Annotated in this window: 16 protein-coding genes; 2 read left to right on the forward strand and 14 right to left on the reverse strand. The window is 36.1% G+C overall.

What is annotated here, in order from left to right; genetic code table 11:
* Positions 1-367: 367 nt before the first annotated feature.
* The 5 genes from A3EM_RS0132035 to A3EM_RS0132055 form a co-directional block, all read right to left on the reverse strand.
* Entirely contained in the window at positions 368-781 is a 414-nt protein-coding gene (locus tag A3EM_RS0132035; RefSeq protein WP_020532356.1) for an STAS/SEC14 domain-containing protein, read from the reverse strand.
* A gap of 201 nt (positions 782-982) precedes the next feature.
* Complete coding sequence (locus A3EM_RS0132040; RefSeq protein WP_020532357.1) at positions 983-2,461, reverse strand: hypothetical protein; 1,479 nt, start codon at positions 2,459-2,461, stop codon at positions 983-985.
* Positions 2,436-2,996, reverse strand: coding sequence for an RNA polymerase sigma factor (locus A3EM_RS0132045; RefSeq protein ID WP_020532358.1), 561 nt, complete (start codon positions 2,994-2,996; stop codon positions 2,436-2,438). The genes A3EM_RS0132040 and A3EM_RS0132045 overlap by 26 nt, the downstream gene beginning before the upstream one ends.
* A 271-nt stretch (positions 2,997-3,267) precedes the next feature.
* Positions 3,268-3,927 (reverse strand): Rossmann-fold NAD(P)-binding domain-containing protein, encoded by a 660-nt coding sequence (locus A3EM_RS0132050; RefSeq protein WP_020532359.1) that lies wholly within the window; start codon positions 3,925-3,927, stop codon positions 3,268-3,270.
* Between the two features lie 91 nt (positions 3,928-4,018).
* Positions 4,019-4,576, reverse strand: coding sequence for a DUF4136 domain-containing protein (locus tag A3EM_RS0132055; RefSeq protein ID WP_020532360.1), 558 nt, complete (start codon positions 4,574-4,576; stop codon positions 4,019-4,021).
* 269 nt (positions 4,577-4,845) lie between these two features.
* On the opposite strand from A3EM_RS0132055, the gene bamJ reads away from it, so the two are divergent.
* Positions 4,846-5,559 carry a BamJ family beta-barrel-assembly machinery protein gene (gene bamJ / locus A3EM_RS0132060; RefSeq protein ID WP_157638190.1) on the forward strand — a complete coding sequence of 238 codons (714 nt, stop codon included), beginning with the start codon at positions 4,846-4,848 and terminating at the stop codon, positions 5,557-5,559.
* 59 nt (positions 5,560-5,618) lie between these two features.
* Here the strand turns inward: bamJ and A3EM_RS46500 are convergent, their stop codons facing one another.
* Positions 5,619-6,599 carry a helix-turn-helix transcriptional regulator gene (locus A3EM_RS46500; RefSeq protein ID WP_020532362.1) on the reverse strand — a complete coding sequence of 327 codons (981 nt, stop codon included), beginning with the start codon at positions 6,597-6,599 and terminating at the stop codon, positions 5,619-5,621.
* Positions 6,600-7,131: 532 nt separating this feature from the next.
* On the opposite strand from A3EM_RS46500, the gene A3EM_RS0132070 reads away from it, so the two are divergent.
* Positions 7,132-7,731, forward strand: coding sequence for a hypothetical protein (locus A3EM_RS0132070; RefSeq protein ID WP_020532363.1), 600 nt, complete (start codon positions 7,132-7,134; stop codon positions 7,729-7,731).
* A gap of 36 nt (positions 7,732-7,767) precedes the next feature.
* Here A3EM_RS0132070 and A3EM_RS0132075 read toward each other — a convergent pair whose 3' ends face one another.
* The 8 genes from A3EM_RS0132075 to nrfD form a co-directional block, all read right to left on the reverse strand.
* On the reverse strand, positions 7,768-8,178 hold the full coding sequence (locus A3EM_RS0132075) for a hypothetical protein (protein ID WP_026210708.1): 411 nt from the start codon (positions 8,176-8,178) through the stop codon (positions 7,768-7,770).
* 112 nt (positions 8,179-8,290) lie between these two features.
* Complete coding sequence (locus A3EM_RS0132080; RefSeq protein WP_157638191.1) at positions 8,291-9,712, reverse strand: hypothetical protein; 1,422 nt, start codon at positions 9,710-9,712, stop codon at positions 8,291-8,293.
* Positions 9,713-10,186: 474 nt separating this feature from the next.
* Positions 10,187-12,070, reverse strand: coding sequence for a cytochrome c oxidase subunit I (locus A3EM_RS0132090; protein ID WP_020532367.1), 1,884 nt, complete (start codon positions 12,068-12,070; stop codon positions 10,187-10,189).
* 34 nt (positions 12,071-12,104) lie between these two features.
* Complete coding sequence (locus A3EM_RS0132095; protein ID WP_020532368.1) at positions 12,105-13,169, reverse strand: cytochrome c oxidase subunit II; 1,065 nt, start codon at positions 13,167-13,169, stop codon at positions 12,105-12,107.
* A gap of 66 nt (positions 13,170-13,235) precedes the next feature.
* Positions 13,236-14,588, reverse strand: coding sequence for an HAD family hydrolase (locus A3EM_RS0132100; protein ID WP_020532369.1), 1,353 nt, complete (start codon positions 14,586-14,588; stop codon positions 13,236-13,238).
* A gap of 77 nt (positions 14,589-14,665) precedes the next feature.
* Positions 14,666-15,337 carry a c-type cytochrome gene (locus A3EM_RS0132105; RefSeq protein ID WP_020532370.1) on the reverse strand — a complete coding sequence of 224 codons (672 nt, stop codon included), beginning with the start codon at positions 15,335-15,337 and terminating at the stop codon, positions 14,666-14,668.
* Positions 15,338-15,350: 13 nt separating this feature from the next.
* Entirely contained in the window at positions 15,351-15,962 is a 612-nt protein-coding gene (locus A3EM_RS0132110) for a DUF3341 domain-containing protein (RefSeq protein ID WP_020532371.1), read from the reverse strand.
* Positions 15,963-16,005: 43 nt separating this feature from the next.
* Entirely contained in the window at positions 16,006-17,421 is a 1,416-nt protein-coding gene (gene nrfD / locus A3EM_RS0132115; RefSeq protein WP_020532372.1) for an NrfD/PsrC family molybdoenzyme membrane anchor subunit, read from the reverse strand.
* Positions 17,422-17,443: the final 22 nt, after the last annotated feature.

A 17,443-nucleotide genomic window follows, 5' to 3' on the forward strand; every position in this document is an offset into this window, starting at 1 on the left:
ACTTCGATAATTTAAAACTGGAAAAAGAACAGATTGAAACTGAGAAATTATAAGGGAAAATATAAGAAAATGAAAAAGGGAAATCATCCATAAAAATTTCCCTTTTAAAATTCCTTGTGTAACACTAACACTTTGCAGTGATCCTAAAAAAATAGTTTAAGGAAGTCTCTGGAGGGTTTGCATTTTCGCGACCCTGTGTTCAATTTAGTACTCTGCCAATTTGCAAAATCTTTCTAAAGAGAAGACCCACAAAGAAATAGAGAACTTTTGTTAACAATCACAGCAATCCGGTATAACCAGCAAAAAAAGAAGATCCCGCAAAAAATTAAAATTGCGGGACCTTTTTATTTCTATTTTTTTGAGGTGATCAAACAGCTACTTCCTGCATTTCTTCAATCCATTTTTTTGCATCTTCCAGATTATCAAAATATTCCATAAACTTTATTCCTCCCTCAGTAGCATCTTGTTTTACATTTTTCACATAAAACTTTTTAAAAACATCCGAGTCCATCACCACAGCTATCCTTTTTAAACCACCAGCAATAGCCTTTGGAATGGCCTCTGATTTCAACCATTTTGATAATTCCGGACTTATGACTCCTTCATTTCTGATATCTGAAATCCAGCTGGTAGCTTTTACTTCCAAAAACTTGTCAACACCTTTGGTAAACATGTATTTATATGTCTCATGATTGGCATACGTTTTCCATGTTAATAGAACACTGTTGATCTCGGGCAGGTGATGTAAGGAAGCCCTTTCCTTCTCAATTAAAATTTTCATTCGTTAATGTTTTACCTAACAATTTTTACTGTATTTAGAAGCAAACGACCTATTGAGGCTGAATATTTAATCTGAGAGGAAGCTATAATTGATTTATTTTAAATGGAACTTACATAAAAAAACAGAGCCGATGAAATTCACCGGCTTTGTTCAGGGAAATAGTAATCTAACTAAAATTTTAAATATTTTTATCCCGGATAACTAGTTTTTAAAATGATATCTGAATACCATTCCAATGGCATATCCGTCAGGATTACTGGAGAAGTTAGCTGTTGGTTTTGTAAAGGAATTTAAGGCGAATCTGTAAGTCGCTTCTACAGATAAGCTGTAATTATCGTGAATGGAATAATTTACTTCATTCCCTACAGAACCATTGAAATAAACCCTTCTAAACTGGCTATCCACATCACCTGGATTGGTGGCCACCGAATATCCCGAACCACTATTTTCGGAAATTTCATTTCTTAAGAAAAAATCAGATGCCACACCAGCTTTCACTATCAGGCTGAGTTTTTTTTGTCCAATCACATACCCTGCCTGTACTGGCACGGAAGCAAATTCGAAAGAATTATTCAAGGAATGAGTAGCATTTACATCCAACACCGAAGGAGAGGTTAATCCAAAGTTTTCAGTCCTGGTTTGAAATGTAATGGGAATTGCAGCTTCACCCTGTGTTCCCTGCAATGCTACATTTGTTTGCATGGTGGAATTGTAATTTGCGTAAGCCACACCGCCTTCAATCACCCATTTTCCTGAGAGTTTCATTCCCATGTTTATGCCATAACTGAAAGAAGCATCAGGTGAGTTTTGAATGCCCAAATCAGAAGCAGGAATAGCATTGGGGACAGTGTTGATCACACTGGCGGCATTGGAAAGCATGGTTCCGGACATATTTCCCCCTTCAAAATTGGGATTGAAAAAGCCCGAATTCAGATTGACATTAGCATAAACCTCATTTTGTTTTCTGGAAGCTTTTGTTTCTTCTTCTTCTAAATTATTATACCACAGAAATGCAGTTTTTTTAGTGACGAGGGGAAAATCATTTGCAGTGATTTTGTCTGTGTCAATCAGCTGTACCGGAATATTGACAATACTAAATTGTTGTTTATTGGCAAGGACAATTTTCTGTTCCTTGGATAAATTTTCTAATGCAGAATGATTACCACCAAAAAATACTTCCTCTCCCTGAACCTGGGTTCCACCTATGGCCGATTCATTTTTAGAAATTTGTTGAGAGGGAATTACACTTTCACTTTTCTCCGAATTTGATACGTTTCCACTAAAAGGAGAATGTTCCTCTTTATTTAATTCATTTTCCGGATTGGCAATCTGAGCTGAACTTTCATTAGGGGAATTAAACTCAGCTGCTGCGTTTTCATCTGGTGATTTTAATTTTTCGTTTTCTGAATTTACTTCCTTATTAATTTGATCAGATAACAAATTATTATTGGCATCCTTGCTGAAATATAAGATGGAAATAGTCCCTGAAATTAGAAGAGCGACAGCTGCAACTGCTTTATAAATTTTGTAGTAACCTTTATACTTTACAAAAGCCGCCTTATTTAATTCTCCGTCTATTTTTCCCCAGGTAGCTGGGTTTGGCGTACTTTCTGCCCCATCAAAAGCATCTTTCCAGGCGTTTTCAAAGTCAGTTCTAAACTTGTTGTTTGAGCCTTTCATAATAAATATTTTCAGAAGTCAGTATCATTTCTTTAAGCAAACTTTTCGCCCTTGAATATTGAGATTTGGAAGTTCCAATGTTGATTTTTAACATTTCAGCGATCTCTTTGTGCTGAAATCCCTCAATAGCATAAAGGTTGAAAATAACTCTGCACCCATCCGGTAATTTTTGCAGCATTTTTAATAAATCCTCCAAATGGATATTCGACAGGGTAAAATCCCTATCGGCCAGGTAGTGCAAATCATTTACATCTACCATTGGATATAGGTACAGTTTGCTTCGTTGATAATTAAGCGCAGTATTAATCACAATCCTTTTCATCCAATAGAAAAGGCTGGACTCTTTTCGGAAATTCTTAATATTGTTGAATATCTTCACGAACGCTTCCTGTAAAATATCATCAGCATCCTCCTGCTTCTTGGCATAACGGAGGCAAATCGTGTACATCTTCCCTGAAAAGGTAGCGTACAGGGCTTGTTGTGCTTTTCGGTCTCCCTTACAACACCCTTTTATGATTTTTTCTTCGCTGATCATGATACAGATCCTGGTCGTTTAGGTAATTCAGGTATTAAAAAAAATACCCTTACAATTTAAGATAGCCGGCTAATTCCAAAAAGTTAAAAAATTACTTGCACTCCATTATCCTGACACGTGCATTCTGAATTAGGTTGGGATAAAAACAGGTTTTGGCCCATTATCCCCTGACTTCTTTTATAATGTAGCATTTTATTATCTATCCCCCCAAAAGAGAAAGGAAAAAAATTATTTTTTTCGAAAAAATAATTTGAGTGTTTTAAAAAATACCTCAGGATTCAACTTCTTCTTTTATTTCCTTGGAAAGATGATAATGAATTCCCAATTCTTCAGATTTAGCTGCCTTTATCATTGCAGAGGCTACCATATTACCCTCAATTCCCTGATATTTCTTGGGAATAAACGGTTGAAAAACAGTATTAAAAGTTTTGGCTAAATCCTCCCCAAATCTTTTTTCTTTTCTTTCACCCAATAAAAGAGATGGCCTAAAAATATGTACTGCTTTAAATGGTAATTTTTCGATGGCCTGTTCGATCTCTCCTTTTACCCTGTTGTAATAAAACAGGGAATTGGCATTGGCCCCAAGCGCAGTGACAAGGAAAAATCTTTCAACTCCCTGCTCCAGACAAATTTTTGCAAAATCATGAACATAAGTAAAGTCCACTTTGTAAAAAGCCTCCTTGGACCCGGCAGCCTTCATGGTGGTTCCCAAACAACAAAAGGCATCCTGGGCCTTAATCAGTCCCTTTGAAACATGCAACCTGTCAAAATCCACGGTATTGGTCTGAACTTTATCGTTCAACACATCCAGTGGTCTTCTGGAAAACACCTGAATTTTACTGTAAATATTTTCATTTAAAAGATTAATTATTAATGATGAGCCGATTAAACCCGTGGCCCCAATAACTATTGCAGTTCTTTCTTTTTCCATCTTTTGTTTTGTTTAAAGGTTCACAAAATTAGCTTAGATAGCTGGTGCAGGTAGAAAACAGGAAGCGAAAACACTGGTATGCATAAACAAATTAGTGGATAATAGCGTCTGGATCAAGTTCAATTTCGGGAAATTTTTTAAAAATTTCATCAATTACCTTCTCCACCCTTTTATCTAAATTTTTTGGAGAAGCTTCTAAAAGACTCTCAGCACTACCAATCCAAAGTGTTTTTTGATTTAACCTATCCTCAATATGAATGATGAGCATAGCTTTTTTTAGTTCTTCTTTAATGACTTCATATTTCTGGTCTGTTCCCACTCCGAAATCTAAGGGAGCAGTAATCACAGCTTGTTTGTCTTCCAGGTTGAGAAAATACTCGATGAATAAATCAGGATTTTCTTCAGATTTTTTAAATCCTTTTTCATCCATTTCATTCTCTATTGATTCTTTAATTATTTCCCTTAAATAATCATTGTCGTGCAGGGGATTCCCTGGCTTTACCCCTTCCTGGAACTCTGACCAATCAAAAGTTTTGTATTGGCTAAAATCATCTTCAGGATTATACTTCGAATTCACTACATACCGATCGCTACAACTTAATAACAAAAGAATTGCTAAGGTTGTTACCAGGAAATAATAAACTTTCATCCGATTAGAATTAGAGGTTTGGGACCAGGTTTTTATACATCAATTATCACATTTCGTATGCCTTTGGAGAATTTTGAATTGCGCTGATATCCTGCAAAATTTATTTCAGCGCTTACCAGACAACAAATTAAGATATTATTATAAGGTTGAGAAATTCTTTCCCATCTTTGTGGGTAAATATTTTTTTTAAACAGAAAATTGCTGTTTCCTCTTTATTTCAAACAAAGCAATCGGCATTGTGGAAGAGAGAATGGTTAAAAATTAAAAAGATGAAAATTAAATTAAACATTATTGCTTTTATTGGTTTAATAGGACTCATTGGATGTGATAAAGGTGGTTTAGGAGGTTCTTCTAATGTGGCTTTAAACAGTGACAGAGATTCTTTAAGCTATAGTGCGGGAATGACTTTTGCCCAGTCTTTCGTGCAACAAACTGGTGAAGAAGATTTTAATATGGACCTGGTGGTTGCAGGAATCAATGATGTATTGAAAAAGAATGATTGCCTAGTGTCAGATGAAAATGCTCAAATGGCAATACAAAAATATTTCATGGCCAAGCAACAGGAACAAATGGCAAAAGCCAATGAAGCTGCAAGTGCAAACCTTGAAGAAGGGCAAAAATTCTTGGAAGAAAATGGTAAAAAAGAGGGTATAGTTACCTTAGAAAGTGGTTTACAATACGAAGTTATTGAGGAAGGTTCAGGAGCATCTCCTAAACTGGAAGATACGATTACTGCGCATTACCATGGAACTTTAATTGACGGAACCGTATTCGATAGTTCTGTAGATAGAGGAGAGCCTGCCCAATTCCCTGTTGGTGGGGTAATTAAAGGTTGGACAGAAGCTTTACAACTGATGAAGGTGGGAAGCAAGTGGAAATTATATATTCCTTCTGACCTGGCTTATGGCCCAAGAGGAGCTGGACAGGATATTGGACCTAATGCTGCTTTAATTTTTGAAGTAGAATTAATTTCAATCGACTGATAAAGTAATATTCATGCAGAAAAAGGCTGGATGGTTTTCAAACTGTCCAGCCTTTTTTATCAGTTTTGTTTAATGAAATTAGGTGTTACCCCATATTTCTTTTTAAATGCGGTAGTAAAGTGCCCCTGGTTTTTATAACCAGTGAGAAATGCTACATCCCCTATTGAAAGATCAGGATTTACCAAAAGCTGCTTGGCTTTTTCCAGCTTGAAATCAAGCAAATACCCAAACACAGAATTTCCGAATATTTCTTTAAAGCCTTTCTTTAATTTGAATTCATTCAAACCCGACATCTTTGCCAATTCACTTAATGAAGGAGGATTAGCCACATTTTTTATCAATTGCTCCTTGGCAAAATAAAATTTCTCTTCGTCTTCCTTTCCAAATGAAAACTGGGGTTTTTCCAGTTGAAGACCGCCTGCAATCAGGGTTAATAGTTCGAAAACTTTTGCCTGGAAATAAGTGGTTCTTAATGGGTCTTCAAATGAGCTATTCATCATCTGAAAAAGTACTATTTGCATATTTGGGCTAATCGGCATATTTCCTTTAACAAGCATTGAGGGTCTTTCCGCTTCAATATCCTCAATAAATTGATGAAAAACATTGCCACAGGTTTTAGCCATTTTCACAAAATTTTCCGGCATCAGGTTTACTTCAAAAACCTTTTGTGTTACATGAGCTTCTGTTTCAAATACACCTTGCGGTTCTGGGGAGTAAAATATATTACATTCACCTTGTGTAATAATGGTTTCCTCCTTGAATCCTTTCCATTTTCCTTTACCAAATCCTTGAAGATGAAAATGGATTTCCACACAGGGTTGATCTCCAGATGCATAAAACTTTAAATCAGAGTTGGAAATTAATTCGGCCTGGTGAAAGTAGTAGTCTTCAAAAAGTTGCACTTCCATTGCACCTTTCAGAAAGCCAATGTCCAGTTCAAATTTTGGGTTGGAATTTTCCTCAAAACAGGCTGGGTTTGCCAGAATATTCTGTTCGTAAATCAGTTCCTCAATATCACTTGTTCGTAATGAAAATTTCATGTTATTTCACCTAAGGTAGCTAGAGTTATCAGTAAAATTCTAATTGTTAGTCAGGTAGCAGGCATCAATGAAATTGTAGCAGTTTCCACAATGAACTAAAGTGGAAGCAGATTTCACTCTAAAATAAGGGTTAAATATTTAGTAGAAAGGTTTTTTACCTAAAAATTCCAGTCATTTTAACGGATTTATTTTCAGTAAGTTACAGATAATTTTATCTTAAAAGCATTCAAAACAAACTGCCTAAATAATTAATTGGACCAATACCCCAAACTGTGGTAAATTGGTTTTGATAAGGTTTGTATTTTCTGAATTTTGGGGAATTCTGAGGCTTAAATCCGCTTTGCTTTCTCTAATAATCCGTTTAGCGTAACAAATTATCCTTTCTACGTAAATACCAAATTGATTGTGGGGTTATTTTCGCAAAACAACTATTTCATTAGAATAATTTCAAAAAGCTAAAAAGCCTTAAAAAATTATTTCAAATGATGTGTCTGTTTTAACTTTTACTGACATAACTATAACTAGAAAACCCATGGGATTAACATCAGAAGAATTGGACTACCCCTCTCCATCCTCAGCCAGAAATTCAGAAAACTTTAAGACGCAAACAAGCATTATTCTTCAAGAATTTATCAGGGAAAATCCCCTCTCTAGTGTTCTTGTTGTAGGTGAAAATTCAGAAATCAATTTTAAAGATTTTGATAATGGAAAAATCAGCTGGACATCCATAAATCTGGAAGGAAAAAGAACAATGGGTGAGAAAAGGAAAAATCCATTAGAAATAACCGGGGATATTGAAAACCCTGAATTCCTTAAAATGATGAAAGTAAACCGACCAACACTGATTTTACTGTCCAAGCCTGTTAACCACCTCAAACAAATGGTGGCCAAAAGGTTTATAAAGGAAATTTGCGATTATTTTGATTATTGTGAACTAATCCTAAATTTCAAAAACCTTCATCTGAACAATCATACCTCCGACCAGTTTTCAGGAGCAGATAAACCCAAAGAGTTAGAAAAATGGAATAAAAAAATCTTTCTTTTTGAAGATTATTTTTGGCAGGACAGTAATTACCAAAAACAATATGGCGTATCTCTGGTAAAAAAAATCGGGCACTATAAAATTGGATGATTTTGAGATTTATAATCAGAAGAGAGCTGGGGAGATTCAACTCTCTTCTAACATTTCGGCCATGGTGTTCATATAAAGTACTACATCATCCACACAGTTATGTCTTAAATAAGTGTTTTCACCCACCTTTTCCAGAATGGATTTATCGGACAGGTACTCTAATTTTACGATGTCCTCATAATTAAAACCTATTTCATTTAATTGGTTGAAAATTTCATCTACTTTGCTCCCTGTATTATTACAATAATCATTGGCATGCTCCGTCCATTCATCCATCTGAAAATCAATAGATTCTACAATTTCTTTATCCGACATATCCGTGATGGTTTGCACCAAGTGCCCACAATTACATCTACCCATATGCCCCCATTCATAATTGGCTCCTTTTTCAAGGCGACTTGCGGTTTCTTTAAGTGCTGAGATTAATAATGGGTTTTTTTGTGGCATAACTTTCTGGTTTGAAATAAACATTTATTTAAAATACAAAAAAATAACAATTCCATTAGTGGAATTGTTATTAAAAGTTCGAATCACAAAAAAATTAATGAGAAAAAATCCTCTATTTTAGAAGTTCCTTTATTCTACTTTCTTCCATATAATCAGGTACTGGAATTTTGAAATTTTCTAATATTGTAGGCACAAAACTGGTGGTTTTCACTCCACTAATCCGGCTGTTTTTCACTGAGGTATCCTGTGGATCATAGATTATCATAGACCCTTCCGGGATGTGATAGGCCGTACCATCCGATTCATCATCAATTTGTTCATTCACCAAGCCTAACTCTGAAAGCTTAACTGTTACTCCTTTGAAAGAAATTTGGTCTTCTTCCAGGTTTCTGTGTCCCAGGTTTATACTGAAAAAACCTCCTTCTTTTTTCCTGAACACCAAAGGCTTTCCATTAATGAAAATTTCTTTCAAGGCCTTTGCAAACAAATCAATTTTGTCATAAGTAACCGTCAGGTTATACTGTGGATGCATGGCAATTTTTTGCTCCCAATCATTTTTCTGAAGCCCCAAAAAAGAGGTAAACTTATCCATGTTTTTGCAGTATAATTCGGTGCTCAGCTTTTCCGCTTTAGTTGCCTCCTGCCCCATACTACTGGCCACTACAATTTTATATTCAGGGTTCTGGTCCGCAAATTTTACCAGGTTTTCGAAAAAGTCTTCAAACTTGGAAAATGCAAAATCTATTTCACCAGAAAATTTATTTTTCCAGTCATCACTTAGGTTATACTCTTTATAATCATTAGGGAAGGTGGCTGCCCAATACCTGTGCATGGTAGAAGCCACATGGTTGGAGAAAAATGTAGCGAATGTAGGCTTTTTAGTTCTGATTAACTTGGAGAAAATATCAAAAGCCAAAACCGGTTGAAAAACACGCCTCCTATTCTTTTTCCATCCATCTAATCGCTCAGAAACTATTTGTCCGGCAACATCAACAAGGGTTTTTACCTTAATTCCCATGCTGGGTAAATTAATAGCCAGCTCTGAGGCTGATTTTAAATCGATACCTGAATCCACATTCCTACCCGATTTCCTTGACATGGCCAAATTAAATTTTTGGAATGGTTCCAGTTTAGCCGGATGCAACTTGCTATCGCTGGCAAAAGGATCAGGGATGAAGAAGGAATAGTCTGTATAATTTTCAGGCATGGGGAAGGTATGCATAGAAGCAAAAACCCCAGGTTGCAACTGATTATCCGATAAAATTTTCCATATGGTAGGATAAGCTTTATCTACCTTCTCCAGGTTTTCTCCGAAATCTTTGATTTTATGCTTAACATTTGTCACTCCACGATGGAAAGTAGGCCAGGTTATCCAGGGGGAAAGCTCTCCTTCATCCTCCGTGACAGTCTCAATCTGAGCACATTTTGGTAATGTTTTAGCTAAAAATGAAGTAGGATATTTTCTTGTATAATAGTCTATTACAGAAAAAGGAACCTCATTAAGTTCGAATAAAATAAATTTTCTAGTGGCCATAAGGCATGTATTTTTATTTAATATATCAAAAAATTCATTGGAAAAAGAGTGAAGAGTTCTTTCGCCAAAGGACTCTGTAACACAGGTAATACAGAGGCTGAAAAGCTGTTGAGAAATCAATAAAAGTTGATATAGAAAAAACGGAATGGAATTTAAATATTGCCCAATATTGTGAATATAAAACAGGTCAATTAGGAGATAGAGGTCTAAATGGAAACCATAGGATTTCATTTTTTTCCAAAAATAAATCTTCAAGATTCAATGCCCATAAAAGAAAAAAGGGAAATTCATAAATATGAATTTCCCTTCTCAAGAATACTAAATCAATTAAAGACTAATCATCTTTTTTCATTGAAGTGATAACAGCCACAGCCAAAGAAATTAATAATGGTGGTGCCATAAAGACGAATGCCATAAAACCTAATAATGTAGTTCCTTCCATTGTTTTATTTTTTATCTTTTAAACAGACTTTATTAATGACTTTCACTGCTTTTACCCAAATCCTTTTTTTCTTCCTCCTCTAGCTTACCCAGCTCATTTTCCATGTCAGTATTCGATTCAGGAGTTTGAGAAAATGGTATATGCTGAGGGATAAAATCTTCTTTTGATCCGGGCTTACTGTAATCATAAGGCCATCTGTAAACTGTAGGAATCTTTCCAGGCCAGTTGCCGTGCCCTGGGAGTCTTGGTGTTGTCCACTCCAGGGTATTTGATCTCCAGGGGTTCAAAGGAGCAAGTTTTCCTTTAAATATACTGAAGAAGAAATTGAAGGCAAATATGAATTGAGCTGCAAGCGTGATGAAAGCTGCCACGCTAATTACAATCTGAAGGTCAGTAAATGTACTGAAAGCATCAAAATTAGTAAAGGAATAATATCTTCTTGGGAAACCGGCAATACCTATATAGTGCATCGGGAAAAATACCATATACACCCCAATAAACGTAAACCAGAAATGAACATATCCTAGTTTTTCATTCATCATTCGTCCAAACATTTTTGGGAACCAATGATATACACCCGCCATCATACCAAAGAACGAAGCACTACCCATTACAAGGTGAAAGTGTGCCACAACAAAATAAGTATCATGAAGTTGAATGTCAATTGCAGAGTTACCTAACACAATCCCTGTCACCCCTCCAGATATAAATAGGGAAACCAAACCAATTGAAAATAGCATAGCCGGGGTAAATACCAGATTCCCTCTCCAGAGTGTGGTTAGGTAGTTAAATGTTTTTACCGCTGATGGTACTGCAATAATTAATGTCAGGAACATAAACACAGAGCCCAAGAACGGATTCATGCCGGAAACAAACATATGGTGTGCCCATACGATAAATGATAGAAATCCAATGCCTATCATAGATCCAATCATGGCTCTATATCCAAAGATAGGCTTCCTGGCATTCGTAGAAATAATTTCCGAAGTAATCCCTAAAGCTGGTAGAAGTACAATATAAACTTCAGGGTGCCCTAAGAACCAAAATAAGTGTTGGAACAATAAAGGACTACCACCCACATTAGGAAGGGCTTCTCCACCAATATAAATTTGTGATAAGTAAAAACTAGTTCCGAAACTTCTATCAAATATTAATAATAATGCTGCTGACAATAAAACTGGAAAAGATAATAATCCAATTACGGCAGTAAGGAAAAATGCCCAAATAGTTAATGGTAACTTTGAAAAGGACAAGCCCTCAGTTCTTAAGTTAATAACCGTAGTGATATAATTTATACCGCCTAATAGGGTAGATACAATAAAGAAGGCCATACTTGTTAACCACAAAGTCATACCTAGTCCCGATCCTGACATCGCCTGAGGAAGTGCACTTAATGGAGGATAAATTACCCAACCGCCACTTGCAGGTCCTGTGGAAATGAACAAAGAAATTAACATGATTACCCCAGCTAAAAAGAAAAACCAGTAGGATAACATGTTCATAAACCCTGAAGCCATATCTCTGGCTCCAATTTGTAACGGAATCAGGAAGTTACTAAATGTTCCACTAAGTCCAGCTGTCAACACGAAAAATACCATTATGGTACCGTGCATGGTCACCGCAGCCAAATAAAACTCAGTATCCATTTTTCCCTGAGCATCAATCCAATCTCCTAATAATGGTTTCATGAATGTTAAATCAGCATCAGGAAAAGCGAGTTGAACTCTAAAAATTGCTGATAGTAATCCACCAATAAAGGCCCACAATATACCAGTAATCAAAAACTGTTTAGCGATTACTTTGTGATCCAGAGAGAATACATATTTCTCAAAGAACCCTTGCTCATGGTGGTCATGATGGTCATCATGCCCGTGAGCATCAGCAGCACTTTGTATATCTATATCTACGGTTGACATAATAAAAATTTGTATTTAATTTCTTGAAAATTTCTTATTGGTTATCAGCAAGGTCTAAGTTTATCCCAATTGAAGATAAGTAATCTTTATTTTTAGAGGCCCAAGAGTCTTGTTCATTATACCATTTGTTGAAATCAGCTGGTTCATCTACAATAATTACTTTTCTCATAGCAAAATGACCAGATCCACAAACCTCAGTACAAGCCAATTCATAATTAAAGTTTTTATACCTTGGTTCTCCAGTATCAGGATCTATTTTTTGCCATGCAGGATCCTTGCTTAGTTCTTCTCTCATTTCAGCGGTAGTTTTTATTGGTGTAAACCAAAACTGGGTAGGCATACCCGGAACCGCATCCATTTTCACTCTAAAATGTGGCATAAATACGCTATGCAAAACATCTCTCGCCCTTATTTTCAGAAGAACAGGCTGTCCTTTGGGTAAATGAATATCTCTGGCAATGAAGTCATCTATACTTTTTGGATCTCTAAAATCGATACCCATTGAATTAGTACCATCTATTTTGCGGAAGTTATGTTTCCCCAACTCTCCATCCTTTCCGGAATACCTAACTTCCCAGTTAAACTGCTTACCCATAATTTCAATTGCCACAGATTCTTTTGGTGCAGGACTGGTAATGTCGGTCCAAACCATCCATCCAGAAAGTACTAAACCAGTCATGACTACAGCAGGCACAACAGTCCAGATAATTTCAAGCGTATCATTATGAGGCTGGAAATAAGCGCTTCGGCTTTCCTTAAACTGATATTTAAAAGGGAACCAAAATAGAAGCAAGTGAGTAGCAAAAAAGGCTACCCCGATAATCGCCATGGTTAACCAAAATAAAAAATCGGTTTCACTTCCATGAGCTGAGGCAGCAGCTGGTAAAAAGTTCTCACTGGCAATTCCGGAGTAAATGAAAATTGCTCCAAATCCTACCACAAAAAGGACAGGAAATAAAATAGCATTTATTTTATTACTAGAAGAGACTCTTTGCTTTGTAGAACCTTTAGCTATGCTTACTAAAGTAAAAATTCTATATATGAGTGCTAGTATTGCTACCAGGAAAACGACTCCTGAAATTAAAAGTAATGCAGCCATAAATATCTTTTCAAATTTTAATAATTCAATTCAATAATTCTTCGTGGTTGAAAAAATGTGGTTTTATCAGGTATGGTGATGAACACACTCTTGCAACATTGGGTGATTTACAGGAATTAGTTTTGATTTTGCAAGGTTGCTTAACACCACAAATATAAATGCTGACCCATAGATCATAATTAATCCTAGTTCCATAAAACCAAATCCTCCATGCTCTTTCAAAGTACCCGGTGCAACCATCAGATAAAAATCAAACCAGTGCCCTACAAGTACCACCGTACAAACAATCTTCAAAAATGTCATTTTTCTTTTTGCATCTCTTGTCATTAAAGCAAGGAATGGGAAAAAGAAGTTAAGAATCAAATTGATAAAGATAAACTTACTATAATTATCACTTTGCAATCTTTCTAAAAAATAAACAGTCTCTTCAGGAATGTTGGCGTAGTAAATTAAAAGGAACTGGGAAAACCAGATGTAAGTCCAGAAAATACTAAAACCAAACACAAACTTTCCTAAGTCATGAAGATGATTTTCATTAATAAATGAAAAATATCCTGCTTCTTTCAAAAACACCACAATTAAAGTAATTGCAGCAAGACCACTTACAAACCAGCTCGCAAACACATACCAGCCAAACATTGTACTGAACCAGTGTGTATCAATTGACATAACCCAATCCCAAGCTGAAATTGAAGAAGAAACACCAAAAAATATTAAGAACGTGGCAGAAAATGTAACTAATTTTCTATAATGCTTTGTACCTCCATTAACATCTTCCAGATGAGATTGTTTTTTTATAAACTGATAAAATAATACCCATCCTAAAAAGAAAAATATCATTCTTCCATAATAGAATACTGGTATACTTGGAACTCCTTCTGCTCCAGGCATAAAGAAGAATCCCTTCTTTCCATTGATAATCGCATCAAAATGGCCACTGGTTTCGTCATAAAGACTTGTATCAGTCCAGTGAAATAAACTATGGTTGGCAATTACAAAAACTACAAGCATCAAAACTCCGGCAATTGGCAGAAAATTACCAAAAGCTTCAGGAACTCTCTTAAATCCTACGGACCATCCGGCTGTGGCAACATAATTAACAGCAACCCAAAATACCCCGATTAAGGCAAGTCCTGTAAAAAACAAGTTATTGATCCACATTCCGGCAAATAGCTTTGTTGTCCAGCTATAAGCATGACCATGCCCTCCGGACTCGGTCCCATCAGAATTTATTGATGCCAGATTGTCCTGAGTTAGGTTTAACGCATGCTCTCCATGGCCACCACCTGACATTTCTAAAATAATTCCTATAATTAAAAGAACTATTCCAATACCCAGGGTTAAAAATATTTTTTTCTTGGCTTTATCTGAAAAAACAAATTTTTCTTCAAGGTTTAATTCGTGAGTTTCTGTTGCCATCTTTTGCTTTTAAATTTTTGCAAAGTAAATTTTCTTTCTTTTGGATTATTAAACACAATCCATTTATCTCTTTTAAACTATTGTTCTCCTTTTTGTAATTTTTGAACATACCTCACAATTTTCCATCTTTCCTCTGGGTTCAATTGTGATTTATGAGGCCACATTCTTCTGATGCCATGTGTAATTACATGAAAGATGTGTCCTTCAGGAAGACTAGCCACTGATCTGGAGGAATAATTAGGTACACCACCATATATTCCACCTACTTTCCCGTCACCTGCACCAGTTTTACCATGGCAATGTGAGCAATATGAAAGATAAAGCTGTTTGCCTTCTGCTACTATATCAGGAGTATTTGGTAAAGGATTTTTCAATTCTCTTCCAGCCTGTGCCACACTATCCTTGTGGATATTATAAATTAAAAGATTTTGCCCAGGAGAACTCACATTGCTATTTGTAACTGAGGTGTAGTTCTGTCTTGCAACGGTACCCTCTACTGGAGTTAAAGAATTACTTGGTGAAGCAGCTTTATAATCATTATATGGAGTAGAGTTAATAAAAGTCTCATAATATGCTTCTCCAATCATTCCATCAGTAGTCTCCGTGATCTGAGTGAGCGGCTCATATGGAATTGAATGATACATTTGAGGCGCATATTCAACACCAGGATTATTTCCCCCAGGACCACAAGCTAATGCAATAGCACTTATTATTGATACTGTTAATATATTTTTAATAATATTCATCATCTTTTGAAAAATTTCAATTCAGTTTCCTGCTAGATACCGTCACCCCGTTGGTTAAAACATCAATTAAATACTTTCCGAATGTAGGACTAAACTCTTCCTCTGTAAAATCTTTCCTATAAGCTTCCTCCGCTTTAGCATCAGATAAAATTTGTTTAATTTCATCCTCACTCTTTTTATTTTCAGCTAAATCAATGGCCATGACGTGTTTGTCATCAGTCATTCTGATATCAAATATGGTAGGAACTGCGGTTGGTCCTAATCCTCTTGTAATAAAGAAGGTGAACCCCATACCATAAGCCGCCAACAACACTGTCAATTCAAATGTAATAGGCACAAAGTCGGGAATAGCCACAAAAGGTTTACCTCCAATGTTCATTGGCCAGTCCACACCCATCATCAAGGTTTGCATTAAAATGGCCAAAATTGTTCCCGTAAGACCAAAAAAGAAAGCAGCTACAGGCATTCTGGACCTACTATATCCAAGTGCATCTTCCAAATGGTGCACTGGGTATGGTGTATATACCTCATGGATTTTTACACCTTCTGATCTGATTTTTTTAACAGCCTTTAGGAGTATATCTTGATCATTGAATATACCTACTAAAAAATGCTTATTTCCTTCCATCTATCTGATTAATTATCTGAAATTCAATTTTTTATCAAAAACTTTATACCCTATCCTTCTCAGGAACAAGTTCGTTAGGAATTGTTCTTCTCCCCTTATATACCGTAGAATTAGAATCTTTCAATATCGCTTTTACCTCAGCCATGTTAATTACCGGACAAACCTTTGCAAACAGGAAGAACAAAGTAAAGAACAATCCGAAAGTGAAAACATAACACATGATATCCCAAAGTGTAGGCGTAAAATACAACCAGCTAGAAGGCAGATAATCACGGTGTAGGGAGGTTACAATAATTACAAATCTTTCAAACCACATTCCTATATTCACTACAATTGACAGGAAGAATGTCATAACAAAACTAGTCCTGATTTTCTTGATATAGAATAACTGTGGCGAAATCACATTACAAGTCATCATAGACCAATATGCCCACCAATACTGCCCACTCATTCTGTTCACGAAAGCATATTGTTCATATTCCACTCCTGAATACCAAGCAATAAAAAACTCTGTAATATAGGCGATACCTACAACTGAACCAGTTACCAGAATAATGATGTTCATCATTTCGATATGCTCAAGTGTGATATAGTCCTCTAATTTATAAACTACCCTGGTAATTAACATTAGAGTAAGTACCATCGCAAATCCAGAGAAAATTGCTCCAGCAACAAAGTAGGGAGGGAAAATAGTAGTATGCCATCCTGGAATTACTGAGGTAGCAAAGTCAAAACTTACAATGGTGTGTACTGAAAGTACAAGTGGTGTAGAAAGACCTGCAAGAATCAATGAAACTGATTCGTAATGCATCCAGGTTTTAGCTGAACCATCAAAGCCCAAACTCACAATTCCGTATGCAATTCTGCTTACTTTTGACGTTGCCCTGTCTCTTAGTGTGGCAAAGTCAGGTACCAGACCGATAAACCAGAATAGTAATGAAACTGTAAAATATGTGGTAATTGCAAAAACGTCCCAAAGTAGAGGAGAGTTAAAGTTTGGCCATAATGAACCAAAAGCATTTGGAAGGGGTAATACCCAATAAGCTCCCAGCCATGGCCTTCCCATGTGAACGATTGGCCAGATTGCAGCACAAATTACCGCAAAAATTGTCATCGCCTCAGCAGACCGGTTAATAGAAGTTCTCCATTTTTGTCTGAATAGAAGCAGGATAGCAGAAATAAGTGTTCCTGCGTGACCAATACCTACCCACCACACAAAGTTAGTGATATCCCATGCCCACTGAACTGTTTTATTAAGTCCCCATCGACCAATTCCATTCCACAGCATATCTCCTAAAAAGTACCCTCCGGCAAAAAGGAGTACTAGGGACAAGGTTAAGGCAGCAAGCCAAATTTTTGAGGGAGCTGCTTCTACAGGTTTACAAATGTCGTCTGTAACATCTTTATAGGTTTTTCCCCCTGTAATTAATGGCTCTCTTACTTGTGATACAATTTGCATATTTCCAGCAATAGATTAAAAT

It is taken from the genome of Flexithrix dorotheae DSM 6795 (genome assembly GCF_000379765.1).
GTDB lineage: Bacteria > Bacteroidota > Bacteroidia > Cytophagales > Flammeovirgaceae > Flexithrix > Flexithrix dorotheae.

Bases quoted from the DNA above. Each gene is read 5' to 3' on its own strand.
- A3EM_RS0132035 (WP_020532356.1), bottom strand. From the start codon at position 781: ATGAAAATTTTAATTGAGAAGGAAAGGGCTTCCTTACATCACCTGCCC.
- A3EM_RS0132040 (WP_020532357.1), bottom strand. From the start codon at position 2,461: ATGAAAGGCTCAAACAACAAGTTTAGAACTGACTTTGAAAACGCCTGG.
- A3EM_RS0132045 (WP_020532358.1), bottom strand. From the start codon at position 2,996: ATGATCAGCGAAGAAAAAATCATAAAAGGGTGTTGTAAGGGAGACCGA.
- A3EM_RS0132050 (WP_020532359.1), bottom strand. From the start codon at position 3,927: ATGGAAAAAGAAAGAACTGCAATAGTTATTGGGGCCACGGGTTTAATC.
- A3EM_RS0132055 (WP_020532360.1), bottom strand. From the start codon at position 4,576: ATGAAAGTTTATTATTTCCTGGTAACAACCTTAGCAATTCTTTTGTTA.
- bamJ (WP_157638190.1), top strand. From the start codon at position 4,846: ATGAAAATTAAATTAAACATTATTGCTTTTATTGGTTTAATAGGACTC.
- A3EM_RS46500 (WP_020532362.1), bottom strand. From the start codon at position 6,599: ATGAAATTTTCATTACGAACAAGTGATATTGAGGAACTGATTTACGAA.
- A3EM_RS0132070 (WP_020532363.1), top strand. From the start codon at position 7,132: ATGGGATTAACATCAGAAGAATTGGACTACCCCTCTCCATCCTCAGCC.
- A3EM_RS0132075 (WP_026210708.1), bottom strand. From the start codon at position 8,178: ATGCCACAAAAAAACCCATTATTAATCTCAGCACTTAAAGAAACCGCA.
- A3EM_RS0132080 (WP_157638191.1), bottom strand. From the start codon at position 9,712: ATGGCCACTAGAAAATTTATTTTATTCGAACTTAATGAGGTTCCTTTT.
- A3EM_RS0132090 (WP_020532367.1), bottom strand. From the start codon at position 12,070: ATGTCAACCGTAGATATAGATATACAAAGTGCTGCTGATGCTCACGGG.
- A3EM_RS0132095 (WP_020532368.1), bottom strand. From the start codon at position 13,169: ATGGCTGCATTACTTTTAATTTCAGGAGTCGTTTTCCTGGTAGCAATA.
- A3EM_RS0132100 (WP_020532369.1), bottom strand. From the start codon at position 14,588: ATGGCAACAGAAACTCACGAATTAAACCTTGAAGAAAAATTTGTTTTT.
- A3EM_RS0132105 (WP_020532370.1), bottom strand. From the start codon at position 15,337: ATGATGAATATTATTAAAAATATATTAACAGTATCAATAATAAGTGCT.
- A3EM_RS0132110 (WP_020532371.1), bottom strand. From the start codon at position 15,962: ATGGAAGGAAATAAGCATTTTTTAGTAGGTATATTCAATGATCAAGAT.
- nrfD (WP_020532372.1), bottom strand. From the start codon at position 17,421: ATGCAAATTGTATCACAAGTAAGAGAGCCATTAATTACAGGGGGAAAA.